Source organism: Methylophilus sp. Q8 (genome assembly GCF_000800115.1).
GTDB lineage: Bacteria > Pseudomonadota > Gammaproteobacteria > Burkholderiales > Methylophilaceae > Methylophilus.
The window spans coordinates 2,729,770-2,747,946 of record NZ_JUHE01000001.1; the positions used below are offsets into that span (position 1 = coordinate 2,729,770).

The window sequence follows — 18,177 nt, forward strand, 5'->3', positions numbered from 1 at the left end:
GTTTCATGCCATAGGAGGCCGGATGTCAGAGCAAAAACACTTTTTTAATGCCATGACGGCATTAGGCCTGCTTCTGGCAGTGGGCATGGCGTCCGCAGCATTTATTCTTGGCGTGCAGGCAAAACATGCCGTCTCCAGCCAGCAATCCATCACCGTCAAAGGCCTGGCAGAAAAACCAGTCAAAGCTGACCGCGCGCAATGGACCATCAATATCGGCGTGGTAGCGCCTACCCAGGCAGAAACCCTGCAGGCGATTGATCGTGAGCGTGCCGTACTGGCAAACTTTTTAGACCTGCAAGGCCTGGATTCCAGTATGCGTACCGTGGATGTACAAACGCTGGGGCCGCATTACGAAGAAGAATATGTACATGACAGCCCGCGCCAGGTACAACGTGGCTTTGAGGGCTACCAAAGTGTGCATATCAGTACCAAAGACCTCAAAAAAATCGCGGCCGCCAACCAGGCTATTTTAAGTTTGCGTGCAGACAATCACCCTGTCACTTCACAACCGCCAGAATTCCTGGTCAGCAATCTGGAAACCGTCAAAATGTCACTGATTGCCGATGCCACTAAAAATGCACGCACGCGGGCGACCGAGTTTGTTAAACAGGATGGCGTCAAGGTAGGCGTCATGAAGTCTGCCAGCCAGGGCGCGTTTTATATTTTGCCTGCCACCGGCGGTGAAGACAGCGACAACAGCTATGGTGGCATTTACGATAAATCCACTGTAGATAAAATTGCGCGCGTGGTCGTGACTGTGGTCTATAACATCGAATGACAGAAATCCTGCGCATCCATCAACTCAGTATTAGCCCAGCGCAATCACCTGAGCGCAAGCTGGTCAACCAGGTATCACTGACCCTGGCACGTGGCAAAACCACCTGCATCGTCGGTGAATCTGGTAGCGGTAAAAGTCTGACTGCACTGAGTGTAATGAAATTACTTTCACCGCAATTGCGCATGCAAGGACAAGTGTTTTTTCAGGGTCAGGATATCGGCCAGCTCAATGAAACCGCCATGCAGCACCTTCGTGGCAGACAAATGGGCATGATTTTCCAGGAGCCGATGACTTCACTGAATCCGGTGCTGACCATTGGCTTTCAAATCGGCGAACCGTTGCAAACACACTTGGGCCTCAAAGGTCAGGCGCTCAAACAAAAAGTAGCCGCATTGCTGGAGCAAGTGGGTATAGATCCCACGCGGGCAGACAGTTATCCGGATGAGCTTTCTGGCGGCCAGCGCCAACGCGTGATGATTGCCATGAGTATTGCCTGCGAACCTGTTTTACTGATTGCGGATGAGCCCACCACGGCCCTGGATGTCACAGTACAGGCGCAAGTATTACGCTTGCTGGACGATTTAAAAAACCGCCTGCAGATGGCCATGTTGTTCATCACACATGATTTCGGTGTGGTCGCCGATATTGCCGATGAAGTCATCGTCATGTTCCGCGGTGAAATTGTCGAATCCGGCAGCGTGACGCAAGTGCTGCAATCGCCACAACACCCTTATACACGCGCCCTGCTTGCCTGCGTACCAGATGCCGAAGGCAAAAAAGTGTTGCAGCCCATGACCTATGACTGGCTGACGCCAGCCTGATGGAACCACCATGACTGATATTTTGCTGCAAGTACGCCATCTGCATAAAACCTATCGCCAGCGCACCGGCACCTTGGGCCTTAACGCGCATACCATACACGCGCTAGACGATGTCAGCCTGCAACTCAAACAAGGCTCGACCCTGGCAGTGGTTGGTGAATCCGGCAGTGGCAAATCTACTCTGGCACGCGGCATCTTGCGCTTATTACCGTTGGATAGCGGTGAAGTCATTTTCGACGGCCAGGACTTCCTGGCCCTGGATAAATCGGCATTACGCACAGCGCGCCGCCATATTCAAATGGTGTTTCAGGACCCGTTTGCTTCACTCAACCCCAGAATGCGGGTCGGCGAAATTATTGCAGAAGGCCTGGTCATCCATGGCATCGGCAATACACAGCAACAGCATGACAGCGTCGTGCAGATGCTGAAAAAAGTCGGTTTGCAAGCTGAGGATGCACACAAATATCCGCATCAGTTCTCTGGCGGCCAACGCCAGCGTATCGGCATTGCCCGCGCCCTGATACTACAACCAAAATTATTGATTTGTGACGAGCCAGTATCCGCACTGGATGTGTCGGTACAAGCGCAGATATTGCTGCTACTCAAGCAATTACAGCAGGAAATGGGGCTCAGTTATTTGTTTATCACCCATGATTTACGCGTGGTCAGGCATATTGCAGACGAGGTACTGGTGATGCAAAAAGGCAAAGTAATTGAGCAAGGAAGCGTAGAAACCATTTATAATGCTCCCCAGCAAAAATATACACAACAGTTACTTAGCGCGATTCCCGGCCATGGGTTACGTGCAATAACCGCTTAATCTCACCTTCATTCAATAAGAACACGCAGGAACATTGCAATGGCATACGATTTGGAAGAACAGGAACAACTGGACGAGTTTAGAGCCTGGTGGAACAAACATGGAAAACTGGCCACTCGCCTGGTGATTGCCGCCGCAGTGGCATATGGTGGCTGGCAAGGCTACCAATCCTGGATGAACAGCAAGGCTACCGCTGCATCCACCGCTTACCAAACCCTGGTCAGCACATCGCTGCTGGATGTTGACAGCAAAAAAGCCGAGCAAATCAGTAAAGATGCGCAAGCCATTGAAGCAGACTACAGCATGACGCCATACGCTGGCCGTGCTGCGCTGTTTGCTGCCCGTGCATTGCATGAAGCCAAGCAATCAGACGCTGCAGAAAAGCAACTGCGCTGGGCCTTGGCTGAAGCTAAAGAGCCAGCCATCAAACAGATGGCCGCGGTTGAAATTGCCGGTTTGCAAATTGAACGTAACGCGTTGGATGACGCCAAAAAAACCTTGTCCGCCATTGACGACAAAGGCTTTGATGGCATCAAAAACGCCTTGCTTGGCGATATTTACATTGCTAACAAGCAAGAGAAAGAAGCCAAAGACGCTTACAACAAAGCCCTGCAAGGCCTGGACCCAGAAGGCAAACTGTTTTACCTGACCCAGCAAAAGCTGGATGCCTTGGGATAATTGCCAATGAGGTCTCTCTTACCTGCTCTGCGCAACCAGCCGCACTCACTTAAACATGCCACGCTCGCCGCCTTGTTTTTACTCGGTAGCGGGCTGTCTGCATGCACGGCATTCAATGATGTTAAAACCAATATCAGTGAAAGCATTTTTGGCGCAGAACCGGCCAACCCGCCTGTCGAGCTGGAAGAGATCAAGTCCTCTTATGAAACACGCATTCAGTGGTCAGTGGATGTAGGTTCACCCGGGCGCTTCACTTATACGCCAGTGCTGGCAGACAACCTGATTTACACCGTCAACGCTGAAGGCAGCGTAATGCAATTGTCGGCTGAAACCGGCAAAACAATCTGGGAAACCGAACTTGGCGAACCCATTAGCAGTGGCGCAGGGCTGGGTGGTGGGCTGGTATTGGTCGGCACCAGCAAGGGACACTTATTTGCTTTAAACGTCAATGGTAAAAAGCTTTGGAGTGCCGTACTCAGTAGCGAAGTACAAGGACAACCCCGTTATTACGATGGTACGGTAATTGTGCGCACCAGCGACCACCATATTTACGGCATTGACGCCGCAGATGGTCGTCGCAAGTGGTCTTATGAGCGCGCCACCCCTTCCCTCTCACTCAAAACACAAGCGGGCATTGTGGTTGATAGCGGCGCAGTCTATGCAGGTTTCCCTGGCGGGAAACTGGTCGCGATTCGTGCTGATAATGGCAAACTGGTATGGGAAGCAACCGTTGCCCAACCTAAAGGCGTGACAGAAATCGAGCGTATTGCCGACATCACCAGCCTGCCATTTGTCGATGGACCATTAGTCTATGTGGTCGCCTACCAAGGAAAAGTGGCCGCCGTTGACCGCCAGCGTGGCCAGGTGGTGTGGAACCGTGACATTTCCAGCTATGTCGGCCTGACCGCAGAAAATAACAAAATCTACCTAAGCCATACCATGGGTTCAGTCTATTCACTGGACAGCACCAATGGTAAAACCTTCTGGCGCCAGGGCAACCTGGGCTACCGCCATTTGACAGTGCCGCTGCCTTTGAGCAATGTGGTCGCTGTCGGCGATCTCGAAGGTTATATCCACTTACTCAGCCAGGATGATGGCAGTTTTGTTGGCCGACTACAATTGGGTTCCAAACCCCTGATGTCGCTGATTGCAGGCAGCAATGCCAATCAGTTCTTTGCGCAGTCGCGTGACGGCCACCTTTACGCAGTCACATACAAATAATGCTACCTACCATCGTACTTGTTGGCCGGCCTAACGTCGGCAAATCCACCTTATTTAATCGTTTAACCAGATCGCGTGATGCACTGGTTGCCGATTTACCTGGCCTGACGCGTGATCGTCACTATGGCCGCGGCCTGGGTGCCAGCCAACCTTACCTGGTGATTGATACCGGCGGCTTTGAGCCAACCGCAGACACTGGCATTCTGAAGGAAATGGCCAAGCAAACTCTGCTGGCGATCGACGAAGCCGATGTCATTATCTTTTTGGTTGATGCGCGTGCTGGCCTGACGCCACAGGAATTCACCATTGCGCAAACCTTGCGCAAAGCGCAGCGCCCTATCCTACTTGCCGTCAACAAAACCGAAGGCATGCGCAAAGCCATCGTCAGTGCAGACTTTCATGAACTGGGCATGGGCGATCCTTTATCCATTTCATCTGCCCACGGCGAAGGTGTGCGCGACCTGATCGAACTGGCCCTGGAAACCATCAGCGAAAAAGAACCCGAAGCCGCTGAGCCAGTCAATCATGACACGCCAAGAATTGCGATTGTTGGCCGCCCTAACGTCGGCAAATCCACACTGGTCAATGCCCTGTTAGGTGAGGATCGCGTGATTGCGTTTGACCAGCCGGGCACCACACGTGACTCTATCGAAATCGCGCTCGAGAAGAATGGCAAGCAATACACCATTATTGATACTGCCGGTGTACGCAAACGCGGCAAAGTGTTTGAGGCCGTTGAAAAATTCTCTGTCATTAAAACCATGCAGGCAATTGAAGACGCCAATGTGGCTATTCTGGTGGTGGATGCCAAGGATGGCATTACCGAACAAGATGCGCATGTGGCCGCTTATATTGTTGATGCCGGACGCGCACTAGTAGTTGCCATTAACAAATGGGATGGCCTGCAAGATGATGAGCGCGAGTGGATCAAGCGCGAAATTGACCGTAAATTGCAGTTCCTCGACTTTGCCAAGTTTCACTATATTTCAGCGCTACGCAAAAAAGGCCTCAATGAGTTACTGGCTTCAGTAGACGTTGCCTTTAAGGCCGCCATGATCGATCTGGCCACGCCGCAGTTAACGCGTGTATTAGGCGAAGCAACAACGCAACATCAACCACCAATTAGCCGCGGCATTCGCCCCAAGTTACGTTATGCGCACCAGGGCGGCTCAAACCCACCTATCGTGGTGATACATGGCAACCATATTGATGGCATTAAAGCCAGTTATACGCGCTATCTTGAAGGTATTTTCCGCAAGGCTTTCCAATTAGTGGGTACGCCTTTACGCGTGCAATACAACCAGGGTGAAAACCCGTTTGACAAAGAAGAAGAGCGCAAAAAAGGTGAAGGCCTGGTGACCATGCGTCGTCGCAAAAACGAGATGCGCGCCAAGCTGAAACAGCGTAACGAGCAAAATAAAACTAAAAAATAATACTGATGTGGTGAGCAGTCGCCCTGCTCACTCATCTTGGTATCAATTTAATATCGGCAATTTAATTTCATAAGTCTGCCAATGCGTGTGTTCAGCCAGCTTGTCATAACAGGCTCTTGCACGCAGGTTATTTTCTGCAGTCATCCAGCGAATCACTGACCATTTATTTTCCCGTCCAATCTGGGCAACTGCCTGAATCAATTGCTGCGCAACACCTTGCCCCCTGGCTTCCGGCACGACAAACAAATCATCCACATAAGCGCCCAGTGACGCCGCTAATGGCCGCACAAATACGCGGTAATGTAAAAAACCTAATACCTGCCCCTCAACATTCTCCGCGACCAGCGCATAAATCACGGGTGGAGATTGTTGCAGCCATTGCCAAACCTGGTCGCGCATGGCGGAGGTTTGCCTGACGGCATAAAACTCCGCATAAGCGGCATATAACAGGCACCAGCTTTCATAGTCTTCTAACGCGATTGGTCTAACTGTCACGAGTGGTTGTTTAAGCATCTCTATTTTCGCCTGGTAATAATTAAAGATATGAGCAATAAAAAAGGGACCACGAGGTCCCTTTTAAATATATTGCTCAGGTTATCGCAGTGTCGGTAACAGGTTCTTGGCGCTCACGCCCAGCTCCTGCGCCATGCTGGCACCCAGCTTCTTGGCAAAACGGTCAACCACGGTTTCCTGATAAGTGAAATCTACAATATCAGACTCTTTAATGACCTCACGCGCGACATATTCAGCGCTACCCTGTGCATCTGCCAGGCCCAATTTGATACTTTCTTCGCCGTTCCAGAACAAACCACTAAAGGTTTCTTCATTTTCTTTCAGGCGGCTGCCACGACCTTCACGCACCACCGTAATAAACTGTTGGTGAATCTGATCCAGCATGCTTTGTGCAAAAGCCTGTTGCTTAGGATTCACGGGGGAAAACGGATCCAGCATGCCTTTATTAGCACCAGCCGTCATCAGGCGGCGCTCAACGCCGACTTTTTTCATGACTTCGGTAAACCCATACCCATCCATCAGCACGCCGATAGATCCCACGATACTGGCTTTATCGACAAAAATTTTATCAGCGGCGACAGCGATGTAGTAACCACCAGATGCACAAATGTCTTCCACCACCGCATACACCGGAATTTCCGGGTGTAATTTACGTTGACGGTGAATTTCGTCATTAATAATACCGGCCTGAACCGGACTGCCACCCGGGCTATTGATACGCAAAATAATGCCTTTGGTGCCTTTGTTATCATAGGCATCATTCAGGCTGCTGATCACCGCATCAGCATTGACCTGGCCACCTGCCTCGATCACGCCGGAAAGGTCAATCAAGGCCGTATGCGCAGTAGAGGCATTTTTGTTTTGGCCCACCCAGCCCAGAAACGTCATGAGCAGGAAAAACAGGTAGATAAAGGTCAGTGACTTGAACAATACCGACCAGCGTCTGGCGGACTTTTGCTCTTGCAGCCCGGCCAGCGCAATTTTCTCCACCGTACGAATGGCCCAGTCCGGCGATTGATTCGCTTGTTTCGGGTCAGATGACTGCTGATTTTCTTCTTGCATAACTCAACTTTCGTCAATAAATTTTAGCTATTCTAACAACTTTTAGCGGTTTGCCAGGATTCTATTTTTAATCCCGAAACAACCCACTAGAATTGATCCAGGTGCACCTTAATCACACCCGCTTCCTCTGTCACCGGTATGGCAGATAAACGCTTGCCCTGGCAAGGACCGACCACACAGTGCCCGGTTTGTGGCGCATACATCGCGCCATGCGTGGCACAAATAATCCACTCCTGCGTCATATTAAAAAACTTGCCATGTTCCCAGTCCAGTTCGACCGGCACATGGGCACAGCGATTGACATAGGCATAGGCCTTGCCTTCAAAACGCACCAGAAAACCGGTCGCATGCGGCCCTAACATGGGCATGGCAAACCGCAGGCCATCGCCTTTTTCCTGCAAGGTATCGCTGTTAAACGTTAACGCGGTCTCACTCATGCTTGTTCCAGCAACCAGGCGCTTAATGTTGCCACATCGTGAAACAGGTAATCTGGCGAATACTGCTGTAAATGGCTGGCTGTTTGCGAGCCATAACTGACTGCAGCTGTGATGACGCCAGCATTTTTACCCATTTGCATATCATATTGCGAGTCGCCTATCATCAACGTACGCTCAGGCATCACCACCAGATCGTCCATGAGTTCATCCAGCATTTGCGGATGTGGCTTTGAAAAGCATTCATCGACAGTTTTCGTTGCATTAAAAAATTTGGACAGCCCTGACTGCTGCAACGCGGTGTTTAATCCACGCCGCCCTTTGCCAGTCGCCACCGCTTGCTTGCAACCTTTACGGTCTAAGGTGGCAATCGTGTCTGCAATACCAGCAAACAATAAAATATTGTTTTCGTTGGCGTAATAAAGACGCTGGTAGTTGTTTGCTAACGCCTGCGCCTGGAACTCGGGGATATCGCCATACAGCACCTCGATCGACTCCCGTAAACCGAGGCCAATGATGCTACGGGCGCGCTCTTCGCTCAGTGCGGGCAACCCGGCCTCATCAGCCGCTTTGATCAATGCCTGCGTAATCATGCCAGTCGAGTCGGCAATGGTGCCATCCCAATCCCAAACCACTAAATCAAACTGTTTCACTGCGTTATTTTCCTAATATACTTTACGGGCAACACTGGCCACTTTGTCGCCTATCGCGAACGATTACTTTACTGACTTAAGTTGACGTTGTTGTTGCAGAAAATGTTCCAGTTCTGCTGGCAATGGTGCGACCAGGTGCAAAGGTTCTCCGGTTAACGGATGGGCAATACGTGTTTCACTGGAATGCAAAAACATCCTTTTTAAGCCCTGCTTGCTTAACAACTTGTTCAAGGCAAAATCACCATATTTGTCATCGCCCAAAATCGGGAATCCCAAATGCGATAATTGCACGCGCAACTGATGCGTGCGGCCAGTGATTAACTTGGCTTGCAAAAAGCTGCATTGCCCCAGCACCTCCTGCAAATAAAACCAGGTTTCAGAGGTCTGCGTTTCTACCTCAAACTTGCCTTTGGCAGCATGGCGTTTGGCAACCAGGCCACTTGCTTTGAGTGATTTTCTGCCGCCGGGTTCTGCATTGAGCAAGGGCTCATCAACCACTTGTACGCGACGCTCGCCACTTTCCGTCACGTATTTTTGCAAATCCAGCGTGACTTTCTTTTTGGCCTCTTGCCATTGCCCCTGTACCAATATCAGGTAACGTTTATCCATGTGGTGATGACGCATGGCTTCATGCAGTGCAGTCAACGCCGAGCGTTTTTTTGCAATCATCAATACGCCTGAGGTTTCACGGTCCAGCCTGTGCACCAGTTCCAGGAACTTGGCTTGTGGCCGCTCCAAACGCAATTGCTCAATCACGCCCAGGCTGATGCCGCTACCACCATGTACGGCCATGCCAGACGGTTTATTCAACGCCAGCATGGCGTCATCTTCATAAATCACTTGCTCAGCCAGTTTAGCTTTAATCGCAGGTGCATCCGGTTTTGCAGCGGCTTCAGCCGTGCGGATAGGCGGCACCCTGACTTCATCTCCCAGTTGCAAACGATGTTCGGCGTCGACACGCTTTTTATTCACGCGCACTTCACCACTACGCAAAATACGGTAGATATGACTCTTGGGCACACCTTTGAGCACTTTGGCTAAAAAGTTATCCACGCGCTGTGTTTCCGAGGCTTCATCCACCAGCAAGTAAGTGACACGATCACTGGCGGGTCCAGCCTCAGAACCAAGGCTGGAAGCCGTTTCCGCAGATGGTAATGACGAGGGTCGAAATTGTGAGCTCATAGTTGCAGGTCGTGCTTTGCTTTATCAGGACTTATAGATATACTGTCGAGATTCTGAATCATCGCTCTTTCAGGCGATAGCGGTCATATATACATGCAGGCTATCGTCATCACTGACATCCAATCCCAGCGTTTTCAGGGCCCAGATTTTAAAAGCCAGGTTTTCCTGGCTAGTCAGCGCATTCAGAATCAAAAAAATTTTGGTGAATACCGCTCGCCATCAAGTAGCGATAATTAATTAGAAATGATTTAACGCGAAGCTCACGCAGAATAAACAAAGAAATGAGCTCGGCGTTTGCCAAACCCGAATTTTAACGAAATTACCCTCTGTTTAGGGTTTTATTTTTGCAGTCAATCGCGGTGGATAATACAGGTGACAACCTACCTGCCACGCACTCACTGCACCCTTGCAGAAACCGAGTATCCAGCGGGCAGTCACACACTGCGCTTTGACACTCAAACGTGTGCATATTGATGCCTGTCATGCTGTGCTGAGACCCAGACACTAGCATCGCAAAAGCCATTGCACACACCTCCTCGTTAAGTTCTGGTGGTTAATTCATAACCACGGCCCGCCCTGCGCTCATGTCTATTCTGTAGCTTCGATTAGGAGCCTTACATGAAAAGAATGTTGTTTAACGCAACGCAATCAGAAGAATTGCGCGTTGCGATTGTTGATGGACAAAAACTCATCGACCTCGATATTGAACACGCTGGCAAAGAACAGCGCAAAAGCAATATCTACAAAGGCGTGATCACACGCATCGAACCCTCACTGGAAGCCGCATTTGTCGACTATGGTACCGACAGACACGGCTTTTTGCCTTTTAAGGAAATCGCCCGCAGTTACTTTCAGGACAAGCCTGAAGGTCGCGCCCGCATTCAGGATGTGATCAAGGAAGGCCAGGAAGTCATTGTCCAGGTAGACAAAGACGAACGCGGCAGCAAAGGCGCGGCACTGACCACCTTTATCTCACTGGCTGGCCGTTACTTGGTGCTGATGCCAAACAATCCACGCGGAGGCGGTGTTTCCCGTCGCGTGGAAGGCGAAGAGCGCAACGAATTGCGCGACACCATGGCACAACTGGACGTGCCTAACGGCATGAGCATTATTGCGCGTACCGCTGGCATTGGCCGTAACGCAGAAGAGTTGCAATGGGACTTGAACTACTTGTCACAATTATGGCAAGCGATTGAAGATGCTTCTAATTTCCAGCCTGGCGCCTACCTGATTTACCAGGAAAGCAGCCTGGTGATTCGTGCCATTCGCGATTACTTCAGCGCGGATATTGGCGAGATCCTGATCGACACTGCTGACGTGCATGAGCAAGCCTTGCAGTTTATGAATCACGTCATGCCGGGCAACGTCACCCGTGTCAAACTGTACCAGGACGAAATTCCGCTGTTCTCTCGCTTCCAGATCGAACATCAAATCGAATCTGCATTTGCGCGTGAAGTACGTTTACCTTCCGGTGGCGCCATTGTGATTGACCATACCGAAGCCCTGGTGTCTATCGACGTCAACTCCGGTCGCTCCATTAAAGGGGCTGATATTGAACAAACGGCGTTCAACACCAACCTGGAAGCTGCTGAAGAAGTCGCGCGTCAAATGCGCTTGCGCGACCTGGGTGGCCTGGTAGTCATCGACTTTATTGATATGGAAAACCAGCGCAACCAGCGTGACGTCGAGAACGCCTTGCGTGATGCCCTGCATCATGACCGTGCACGTGTCCAAATGGGCAAAATCTCTCGCTTTGGCCTGCTCGAAATGTCTCGCCAGCGCTTGCGCCCAAGCCTGGGTGAAACCAACCACATGACCTGCCCACGTTGTAACGGCACAGGCCATATCCGTGGCATTGAATCTACTGCATTGCATATTCTGCGCATCACGCAAGAAGAAGCCATGAAAGACAACAGCGCCATTATTCAAGTGCAGTTGCCAGTGGAAGCTGCGACCTTCCTGCTGAATGAAAAACGTGCCGACATCCACAAAATCGAGCAACGTACCGGCGTTGAAGTGGTGCTGATTCCAAACATTCACCTGGAAACCCCGAATTACAACATCTTGCGCATTCGCCTGGACGATGTGAATGAAGACACCATGCAGGCCAGCTACAAAATGGTAGACCTGCCTAGCGAGTCCGATTACCAGCACAGCCTGCAACAAGCCGCTGCGCCAGCTAAGGCTGAGGCCGTCGTAAAAGGTATTACGCCCGCCACTGCCGCACCGATTGTTGAAGAAAAACCTGCTGCGGCCCCAGTGACCGAGCAGAAAAAGTCATTCTTTGGCGTGATTAAATCCTGGTTGGGCCTGGAAGAAAAAGAAGCCGTGCAAGAAGTTGCAAAACCAGCACGCGAAACCAAAGAGCCTGGTCGTGATCGTAACAAGAATCGCAACCGCCAGCGTGATCGCCAGCGCGAGCGCCAGCAAGACCGTACCGATCGCCCAACAGGTGAGCGTCAACCTAAAGAACAGCAGGAAAACGCGTCTAACAAGCCTCGCCAGGAACGTCAGCAACAGGAAAGACCAGCGCAGAAAGAAAGACAGGACCGTCAACAGCAACAGTCACAGGAAGTGAAAGCAGATGCCAATCAACCGGCATTAACTTCACCAACTGGCGAAAACAAACAGGAGCGTGGTGAACGCAGCAATCGTCGTAACCGTCATGGCCGCCGTGATCGCCGTCAACGTGAAGATGCGCCAAACCAGGCAAATGCTGAAGCGGCAGTCAACACCACAGCCACTGAGGCAGTTGCACCAAGCAATGCAGCCCCGGTGGTGGTCGCGGAAACTGCAGCGCCAGTAGCTAAAACAGAAGCCAAACAGGCCGCCGCTGAACCAGTGGTAAAAGCAGAGGTTGTACCAGCCAGCACTGAAGCTGTTGATACACCAAACACGGCTAAAACGGATGCGCCTCAAGCTGATGAAGCTGCCGCAGAAAAAACACCACGCGGCCGTTCACGTGGTGGGAAAACCAGCAAAGCACGCGGTAAACGCGCGCCAGAAGGCAGTGATGCGCCAGCGATCGAACTGGTTGAAACTGCGGCAGCAGCCGTTGTAGAGACTGAAGCAACGGCAGAGACTGCACAGAAAAAACCTGCGCGCAAACGCAAAGCCACCACCAAGGCAACTGCTGCAAGCACCAATGAAGGTGCCACAGATGCAGGCATTCAATTGGTAGAAACCAAGTCTGAGCCTGTCGCAGCTTCAGCAGAAACCGCAGCCAAAGCGAAAAAACCACGTAACGCTGCCAAGTGGAAGAAAGACGAAAAAGCGTCCGAAGAACCAAGCCTGGTGATGGTTGAAACCCAGAAGTAACCAGTCTCTGGACTAGTCGCCATAAAAAAGAGGGCCTGATGGCCCTCTTTTTTTACACCATCGATGGGCTTATGCTGCTTGCCAGCGCATGACGCACCAATAGCCGATAATCGTCAGCAATACAGACACCACAACATGCGTGAAGATATGCAACCCAACCCACACATAAGCTTGTTTTTGCAGTAACACAAATGCTTGTGCCGAGAATGTAGAAAAAGTAGTTAAGCCACCTAAAAAACCCATTGCAATAAACAAGCGCCACTCATGGCTTAATTGTGGCATGGTCTGAAAAAGCGCTAACGCAATGCCCATTAAAAAACCACCGATGGCATTTGCCATCAAGGTACCTAAGGGAATCATGCCTATCGAATTGAGCCAGATAGAGAGCCCCCAACGTGCCCATGCACCCAATGCCGAACCTAATCCGACCATCAACCAAGATTTCATTTTATTGCCCTTCTAAAACGTTAGCAGGCAATGTATCATAAGTTTTAAAGCATTCAGCTCCCACCGCCTGTTGATTTAAAGAGATTCCCTTGCGTTTACTATTTGTTACCTCAGAAATTTTCCCATTAATCAAAACAGGCGGTTTGGCAGATGTCAGTGGTGCACTCCCAGCAGCCTTGGCCACTACGGGCCTGGATGTTCAAATTTTGCTGCCCGCCTACCGCGGCATCCTGGCACAGTGTGATGCGCCGCGCTTGCTTGGTTCACTACAGGCCTTTCACGATATACGCTGCGAGCTCTACCAAACCACCCTGCCCGGTACTGACATCCCGCTGCTATTAATTGACTACCCGGCACTGTATGACCGAGAAGGCGGCCCTTACCACCACCCGCAACATGGCGAGTGGCAAGACAACCCCTTGCGTTTTGGTTTGCTATCAAAGGTGGCCGCCATGCTGTCCGTCCCCAATATGCTACAGCCATGGCTACCAGACCTGGTGCATTGCAACGACTGGCAAAGCGGACTGACGCCCTACTACTTGCAGCAACTGGCCAGCCCGGCCAAATCGTTGTTTAGCATTCATAATCTGGCGTTTCAAGGTAATTTTCATGCTGACTGGCGGCATAGACTCATGCTCAGCGAGCAAGACTTTCAGCCCGCAGGTTATGAGTTTTATGGACATCTGTCATTTATGAAAGCCGGACTATATTATGCAGATGCGCTTGCCACCGTGAGCCCAACCTACGCCAAAGAAATCCAAACCGAGCAGTTTGGCTTTGGTTTTCAGGGTTTGTTACAGCACAGAACCGACGATTTAACCGGCATACTGAATGGGATAGATACCCAAGTGTGGGATCCCGCAAGCGATCCTTATTTACCGGCGCATTACACCAGCAGCGCCTTAGCCAATAAAAAACTGGTTAAACAGGCCTTGCAAGCAGAGCTAGGATTGCATCAGGACGCCACTGGCCCATTGCTTGGTGTCGTCAGCCGACTCACGCACCAGAAGGGTCTGGATATGCTGGCCGACATCGCGCACGAGCTGCTAGCCAGCGGCTGTCAGCTAGCAGTGCTTGGTAGCGGCGAGCCCGCGCTGGAGCAGCAATATCTGGCATTGATGCGACAATATCCCGGGCAAGTGGTCGTCACCATCGGCTACAACGAACCGCTGTCACATCGCATCATGGCCGGGACAGATATTTTTGTCATGCCTTCGCGCTTTGAACCTTGTGGATTGAACCAGATGTATGGTTTGCGTTACGGCACGATTCCGCTGGTCGCCAATACTGGCGGCCTGGCAGATTCTGTGCACGGCGGCGCCGTCATGGCTGATGGCACATTACCTGAAACGATGACAGGATTGGTAATGCCGGAAAATAATCCATCGACACTTTTGGTCACATTAAGGCAAGCCGTACATATTTATGCCAATTCTGGTCAGTGGCAACAGCTGCAAAAACAGGCAATGCGACAGGATGTCAGCTGGGAAACGAGTGCAAAACACTACTTTGAGCTATACCAGGACTTGTTAGATATTTAAAAACAATTACTTACAGATATTGACGAAAAGGTGAAGAAAAGTTGGCACAGAAGCTGCTAATTACTAATCAAGCTTCTCCAAAGCTAACTTCTCCTCCCTCAAGACGCCAAATAGGCGTCTTTTTTTTCGCTGTGTTTTTTGCTGAATGCAGATTTTTTGAATCGTTACTCAGCCTTGGCTGGCGGTGTCATATTCAAAAAGTGTTCACGGTAATACTTCAGCTCATCAATCGACTCATAAATATCAGCCAATGCTTCATGACGGCTGGCCTTTTTAAACCCGGCATAGATATCCGGGCGCCAGCGGCGGGATAACTCTTTGAAAACACTCACATCTAGATTGCGATAGTGAAAAAATGCTTCCAGACGCGGCATATAACGCGCCATAAAACGCCTGTCCTGACAGATAGAATTACCACACATCGGCGATTTTCCTGCAGGCACATGCTCTTTTAAAAATGCCAACATGGCATCGGTTGCGGCCTCTTCATCCAAAGTGGACGCCTTGACTTTATCAATCAAGCCACTGCGGCCGTGTGTGCCTTTGTTCCAGGCATCCATGCCATCCAGTACAGCATCCGATTGATGGACGACCAGCACCGGAGACTCTGCAATCACATTCAGTTGCGCATCGGTGACGACGGCGGCCAGTTCGAGAATGCGGTCTGTGTCAGGCAGCAAACCACTCATTTCCATATCCAGCCAGATTAAATTGTCCTGATTACTTGCCAATTGTGTGCCTCTCGTCATGATTTCCATTAAAATGAAACATTATATTCAGTTCAGTGAACAAGGTGGATATAAATCCATCAAAATAGCTAACCGTCACCACTCACAAATCACCCATTGCCATGTCCGCACTCTTTACTCAAATTTTTGTCGCTGTGATTGTCGTTAGCCTTGCTATCCGTGTCTGGCTGGGGCTGCGCCATATCCGCCACATTCAGCAACATCGTCAACAAGTGCCCGCAGCATTCGATCAAACCATCAGCCTGGAGGCCCATCAGCGCGCAGCTGATTACACCACAGCCAAGGTCAAATTACGTTTGAATGAAACAGTGGTGGAATCTGTTATTTTACTGGCCCTGACACTGGGCGGCGTATTGCAGATGCTCGACCAGGCCTGGCAACAATGGTTACCAGCGCACGAGATCATTCGCGGCGCATTGGTCATTTGCTCCGCCATGTTAATTTCTGGCGCAGCTACTCTGCCATTCGACTACATCCAGACCTTTAACGTAGATGAAAAATTCGGCTTTAATAAAATGTCACGCGGCATGTTTTTTGGTGACCTGGTAAAACATACCATTGTTGGCCTGCTGCTTGGTGGCCCTATCCTCTTTATTGCGCTGTGGCTCATGCAAGGGGCTGGCGACTGGTGGTGGCTCTATCTGTGGCTGATCTGGAGCGCATTTAACCTGTTTATGCTGGCAGTTTACCCGATCTGGATCGCGCCCTTGTTTAACAAGTTTACGCCCATGCAAGATCAATCCCTGAAGGCGCGCATTGAAGCCTTGTTGCAAAAATGTGGTTTTGCCAGCCAGGGCTTGTTTGTGATGGATGGCTCAACACGTTCAGGTCACGGCAATGCCTACTTCACTGGCTTTGGCAAAAACAAGCGCGTGGTGTTTTTTGATACGCTGCTGGAAAAACTCAGCGCCGACGAAATCGAAGCCGTACTTGCACATGAATTGGGCCACTTCAAGCATCAGCATGTGATTAAACGCATCATCATGATGTTTGGCCTGAGTCTGCTAGGCCTGGCGCTGCTGGGTTACCTGATCCAGCAAGAGTGGTTCTTTACCGGCCTGGGCGTGGCAGAGGCCAGTAACCATATGGCATTGCTGTTGTTTGTGCTGGTTTCGCCTGTGTTTATGTTCATTTTGCGCCCGGTGTTAGCCGCTTATTCGCGCACCAACGAATTTGAGGCTGACCACTATGCGGCACAACAATCCCGACCACAATTTTTGATTGATGCACTGGTCAAACTGTATCGCGACAATGCTTCTACGCTGACACCTGATCCATTACACTCAGCGTTCTACGACTCGCATCCACCTGCCAGCCTGCGCATTGCCAAACTGCAAACTTACGCATGAAACACATCCTGCTGATCAGCCTGCTCCCGGCGCTTGCCAGTTTCAACGCAAGCGCTGCGGATAGCCCGCTGCAAGCAGGTAAAAAACTGGTAGACGCACATTGTATCAGTTGCCACGCCAGCAGTTATGGCGGAGATGGCAGTGGTATTTACACACGCGATTACCGTAAAGTGCGCTCACTGAATGGCCTAAAAGCCCAAGTCACCAACTGTAATACCATGCTTAACCTGAAATGGTTTGATGATGAAGAGCAGCAAGTGGTACAGTACTTAAATCACTCCTACTATCATTTCTAGCATGTCTCAAGAAGGTCTCATTGTCGCTGCCTATGGCAAGCGCTATAACGTTGAATTGCCAGATGGCCGCATTCTCAGTTGCGTCACCCGCGGCAAAAAAGTCGATAACGCGGCAGGCGACAGGGTCACAGTGACCTTAACGGCTGATAAGGAAGGCGTGATCGAAAAAACCGCAGAACGCAATACCCTGCTCTACCGCAGCAACGCCTTCAAAAGCAAAATTCTGGCGGCTAACGTCACGCAAATCCTGATTGTATTGGCCACCCAGCCCAGCTTCTATGAGGACCTGCTGAATCGTTGCCTGGTCGCGGCTGAGGCCGCAGGCATACGCGCGGTGATTATCCTCAACAAATGTGATTTACCTAATCCGCAAGCCATGCAAAAGCTGGCGCAATATGCAGCGCTGGGTTATCACACCCTGCAACTCAATGCCAAAGAGTCTGTAGACAGCTTAAAACCTTTACTGAGTGGTCACACCAGTGTACTGGTCGGCCAGTCTGGCATGGGCAAGTCGACCATCATTAACAGCCTCTTACCTGAGGCACGTAGTAAAACGCAGGAAATCAGTGCCACCCTCGATAGCGGCAAACATACCACCACGGCGACGCATTTGTATCATCTGGATAGTGAAAGTGCCATTATTGACTCACCCGGATTACAGGAGTTTGGCCTCTACCATATCGATGAAGCTGACCTGGAGTATGCATTTGTCGAATTCCGGCCATTGATTGGCCATTGTAAATTCAATAATTGTACGCACACCCATGAGCCGGAGTGCGTTATTTTGCAAGCACTAGCATCGGGCAACATCGCGCCTGAACGCTTGCAGATTTTCCAGCAAATCCGCGCTGAAAACACCGTACAAATCTACGGCTAAACGCC

General features: G+C 50.7%; 18 protein-coding genes. 11 read left to right on the forward strand and 7 right to left on the reverse strand.

Annotation, left to right across the window (positions count from 1 at the left end):
• Positions 1-22 precede the first annotated feature (22 nt).
• The 6 genes from GQ52_RS12890 to der are packed head-to-tail and all read left to right on the forward strand — an operon-like array spanning position 23 to position 5,751.
• Positions 23-778 (forward strand): SIMPL domain-containing protein, encoded by a 756-nt coding sequence (locus GQ52_RS12890; RefSeq protein WP_024929955.1) that lies wholly within the window; start codon positions 23-25, stop codon positions 776-778.
• Positions 775-1,599 (forward strand): ABC transporter ATP-binding protein, encoded by an 825-nt coding sequence (locus tag GQ52_RS14035; protein ID WP_047518754.1) that lies wholly within the window; start codon positions 775-777, stop codon positions 1,597-1,599. The genes GQ52_RS12890 and GQ52_RS14035 overlap by 4 nt, the downstream gene beginning before the upstream one ends.
• 10 nt (positions 1,600-1,609) lie before the next feature.
• On the forward strand, positions 1,610-2,419 hold the full coding sequence (locus tag GQ52_RS14040; protein WP_081979361.1) for an ATP-binding cassette domain-containing protein: 810 nt from the start codon (positions 1,610-1,612) through the stop codon (positions 2,417-2,419).
• 39 nt (positions 2,420-2,458) lie between these two features.
• Positions 2,459-3,097, forward strand: a complete 639-nt coding sequence (locus GQ52_RS12905) for a tetratricopeptide repeat protein (RefSeq protein WP_047518246.1) — start codon at positions 2,459-2,461, stop codon at positions 3,095-3,097.
• A 6-nt stretch (positions 3,098-3,103) separates the two neighbouring features.
• Entirely contained in the window at positions 3,104-4,318 is a 1,215-nt protein-coding gene (bamB, locus tag GQ52_RS12910) for an outer membrane protein assembly factor BamB (RefSeq protein ID WP_047518248.1), read from the forward strand.
• Positions 4,318-5,751: a ribosome biogenesis GTPase Der gene (gene der, locus GQ52_RS12915; RefSeq protein ID WP_019882087.1), complete on the forward strand. Its 1,434-nt coding sequence runs from the start codon at positions 4,318-4,320 to the stop codon at positions 5,749-5,751. The genes bamB and der overlap by 1 nt, the downstream gene beginning before the upstream one ends.
• Before the next feature lie 42 nt (positions 5,752-5,793).
• Here the strand turns inward: der and GQ52_RS12920 are convergent, their stop codons facing one another.
• From GQ52_RS12920 to GQ52_RS12940, 5 genes are all read right to left on the reverse strand, one after another.
• On the reverse strand, positions 5,794-6,246 hold the full coding sequence (locus GQ52_RS12920; protein ID WP_235273349.1) for a GNAT family N-acetyltransferase: 453 nt from the start codon (positions 6,244-6,246) through the stop codon (positions 5,794-5,796).
• A 99-nt stretch (positions 6,247-6,345) separates the two neighbouring features.
• The gene (locus GQ52_RS12925) at positions 6,346-7,326 is read right to left on the reverse strand and encodes a S49 family peptidase (RefSeq protein ID WP_019882085.1); all 981 of its coding nucleotides are present in this window, start codon (positions 7,324-7,326) and stop codon (positions 6,346-6,348) included.
• Between the two features lie 86 nt (positions 7,327-7,412).
• Complete coding sequence (locus GQ52_RS12930) at positions 7,413-7,763, reverse strand: Rieske 2Fe-2S domain-containing protein (protein ID WP_047518250.1); 351 nt, start codon at positions 7,761-7,763, stop codon at positions 7,413-7,415.
• Positions 7,760-8,413, reverse strand: a complete 654-nt coding sequence (locus GQ52_RS12935; RefSeq protein WP_024929948.1) for an HAD family hydrolase — start codon at positions 8,411-8,413, stop codon at positions 7,760-7,762. Before GQ52_RS12935 ends, GQ52_RS12930 begins: the two co-directional genes overlap by 4 nt.
• A gap of 63 nt (positions 8,414-8,476) precedes the next feature.
• Positions 8,477-9,595 (reverse strand): pseudouridine synthase, encoded by a 1,119-nt coding sequence (locus GQ52_RS12940; RefSeq protein WP_019882081.1) that lies wholly within the window; start codon positions 9,593-9,595, stop codon positions 8,477-8,479.
• 618 nt (positions 9,596-10,213) lie between these two features.
• Between GQ52_RS12940 and GQ52_RS12945 the strand changes: the two genes are divergently transcribed.
• Complete coding sequence (locus tag GQ52_RS12945; RefSeq protein WP_047518251.1) at positions 10,214-12,913, forward strand: Rne/Rng family ribonuclease; 2,700 nt, start codon at positions 10,214-10,216, stop codon at positions 12,911-12,913.
• Positions 12,914-12,982: 69 nt separating this feature from the next.
• Here the strand turns inward: GQ52_RS12945 and crcB are convergent, their stop codons facing one another.
• Positions 12,983-13,360, reverse strand: a complete 378-nt coding sequence (crcB, locus tag GQ52_RS12950; RefSeq protein ID WP_024929945.1) for a fluoride efflux transporter CrcB — start codon at positions 13,358-13,360, stop codon at positions 12,983-12,985.
• 89 nt (positions 13,361-13,449) lie between these two features.
• Between crcB and glgA the strand changes: the two genes are divergently transcribed.
• Positions 13,450-14,901: a glycogen synthase GlgA gene (gene glgA, locus GQ52_RS12955; protein ID WP_047518253.1), complete on the forward strand. Its 1,452-nt coding sequence runs from the start codon at positions 13,450-13,452 to the stop codon at positions 14,899-14,901.
• A gap of 164 nt (positions 14,902-15,065) precedes the next feature.
• On the opposite strand, the gene orn is transcribed toward glgA, so the two are convergent.
• On the reverse strand, positions 15,066-15,650 hold the full coding sequence (gene orn, locus GQ52_RS12960) for an oligoribonuclease (protein WP_019882075.1): 585 nt from the start codon (positions 15,648-15,650) through the stop codon (positions 15,066-15,068).
• A gap of 101 nt (positions 15,651-15,751) precedes the next feature.
• Between orn and GQ52_RS12965 the strand changes: the two genes are divergently transcribed.
• Genes GQ52_RS12965 through rsgA form a run of 3 tightly spaced genes read left to right on the forward strand, consistent with a single transcriptional unit; the run spans position 15,752 to position 18,172 of the window.
• Positions 15,752-16,999, forward strand: a complete 1,248-nt coding sequence (locus GQ52_RS12965) for a M48 family metallopeptidase (protein WP_047518255.1) — start codon at positions 15,752-15,754, stop codon at positions 16,997-16,999.
• Complete coding sequence (locus tag GQ52_RS12970; protein ID WP_019882073.1) at positions 16,996-17,295, forward strand: cytochrome c; 300 nt, start codon at positions 16,996-16,998, stop codon at positions 17,293-17,295. The genes GQ52_RS12965 and GQ52_RS12970 overlap by 4 nt, the downstream gene beginning before the upstream one ends.
• A 1-nt stretch (position 17,296) precedes the next feature.
• Positions 17,297-18,172, forward strand: a complete 876-nt coding sequence (gene rsgA / locus GQ52_RS12975) for a ribosome small subunit-dependent GTPase A (protein WP_019882072.1) — start codon at positions 17,297-17,299, stop codon at positions 18,170-18,172.
• Positions 18,173-18,177 lie beyond the last annotated feature (5 nt).

Coding starts and splice junctions, on each gene's coding strand:
- GQ52_RS12890 (WP_024929955.1), top strand. CDS start 23: ATGTCAGAGCAAAAACACTTTTTTAATGCCATGACGGCATTAGGCCTG.
- GQ52_RS14035 (WP_047518754.1), top strand. CDS start 775: ATGACAGAAATCCTGCGCATCCATCAACTCAGTATTAGCCCAGCGCAA.
- GQ52_RS14040 (WP_081979361.1), top strand. CDS start 1,610: ATGACTGATATTTTGCTGCAAGTACGCCATCTGCATAAAACCTATCGC.
- GQ52_RS12905 (WP_047518246.1), top strand. CDS start 2,459: ATGGCATACGATTTGGAAGAACAGGAACAACTGGACGAGTTTAGAGCC.
- bamB (WP_047518248.1), top strand. CDS start 3,104: ATGAGGTCTCTCTTACCTGCTCTGCGCAACCAGCCGCACTCACTTAAA.
- der (WP_019882087.1), top strand. CDS start 4,318: ATGCTACCTACCATCGTACTTGTTGGCCGGCCTAACGTCGGCAAATCC.
- GQ52_RS12925 (WP_019882085.1), bottom strand. CDS start 7,326: ATGCAAGAAGAAAATCAGCAGTCATCTGACCCGAAACAAGCGAATCAA.
- GQ52_RS12930 (WP_047518250.1), bottom strand. CDS start 7,763: ATGAGTGAGACCGCGTTAACGTTTAACAGCGATACCTTGCAGGAAAAA.
- GQ52_RS12940 (WP_019882081.1), bottom strand. CDS start 9,595: ATGAGCTCACAATTTCGACCCTCGTCATTACCATCTGCGGAAACGGCT.
- GQ52_RS12945 (WP_047518251.1), top strand. CDS start 10,214: ATGAAAAGAATGTTGTTTAACGCAACGCAATCAGAAGAATTGCGCGTT.
- crcB (WP_024929945.1), bottom strand. CDS start 13,360: ATGAAATCTTGGTTGATGGTCGGATTAGGTTCGGCATTGGGTGCATGG.
- orn (WP_019882075.1), bottom strand. CDS start 15,650: ATGACGAGAGGCACACAATTGGCAAGTAATCAGGACAATTTAATCTGG.
- GQ52_RS12965 (WP_047518255.1), top strand. CDS start 15,752: ATGTCCGCACTCTTTACTCAAATTTTTGTCGCTGTGATTGTCGTTAGC.
- GQ52_RS12970 (WP_019882073.1), top strand. CDS start 16,996: ATGAAACACATCCTGCTGATCAGCCTGCTCCCGGCGCTTGCCAGTTTC.
- rsgA (WP_019882072.1), top strand. CDS start 17,297: ATGTCTCAAGAAGGTCTCATTGTCGCTGCCTATGGCAAGCGCTATAAC.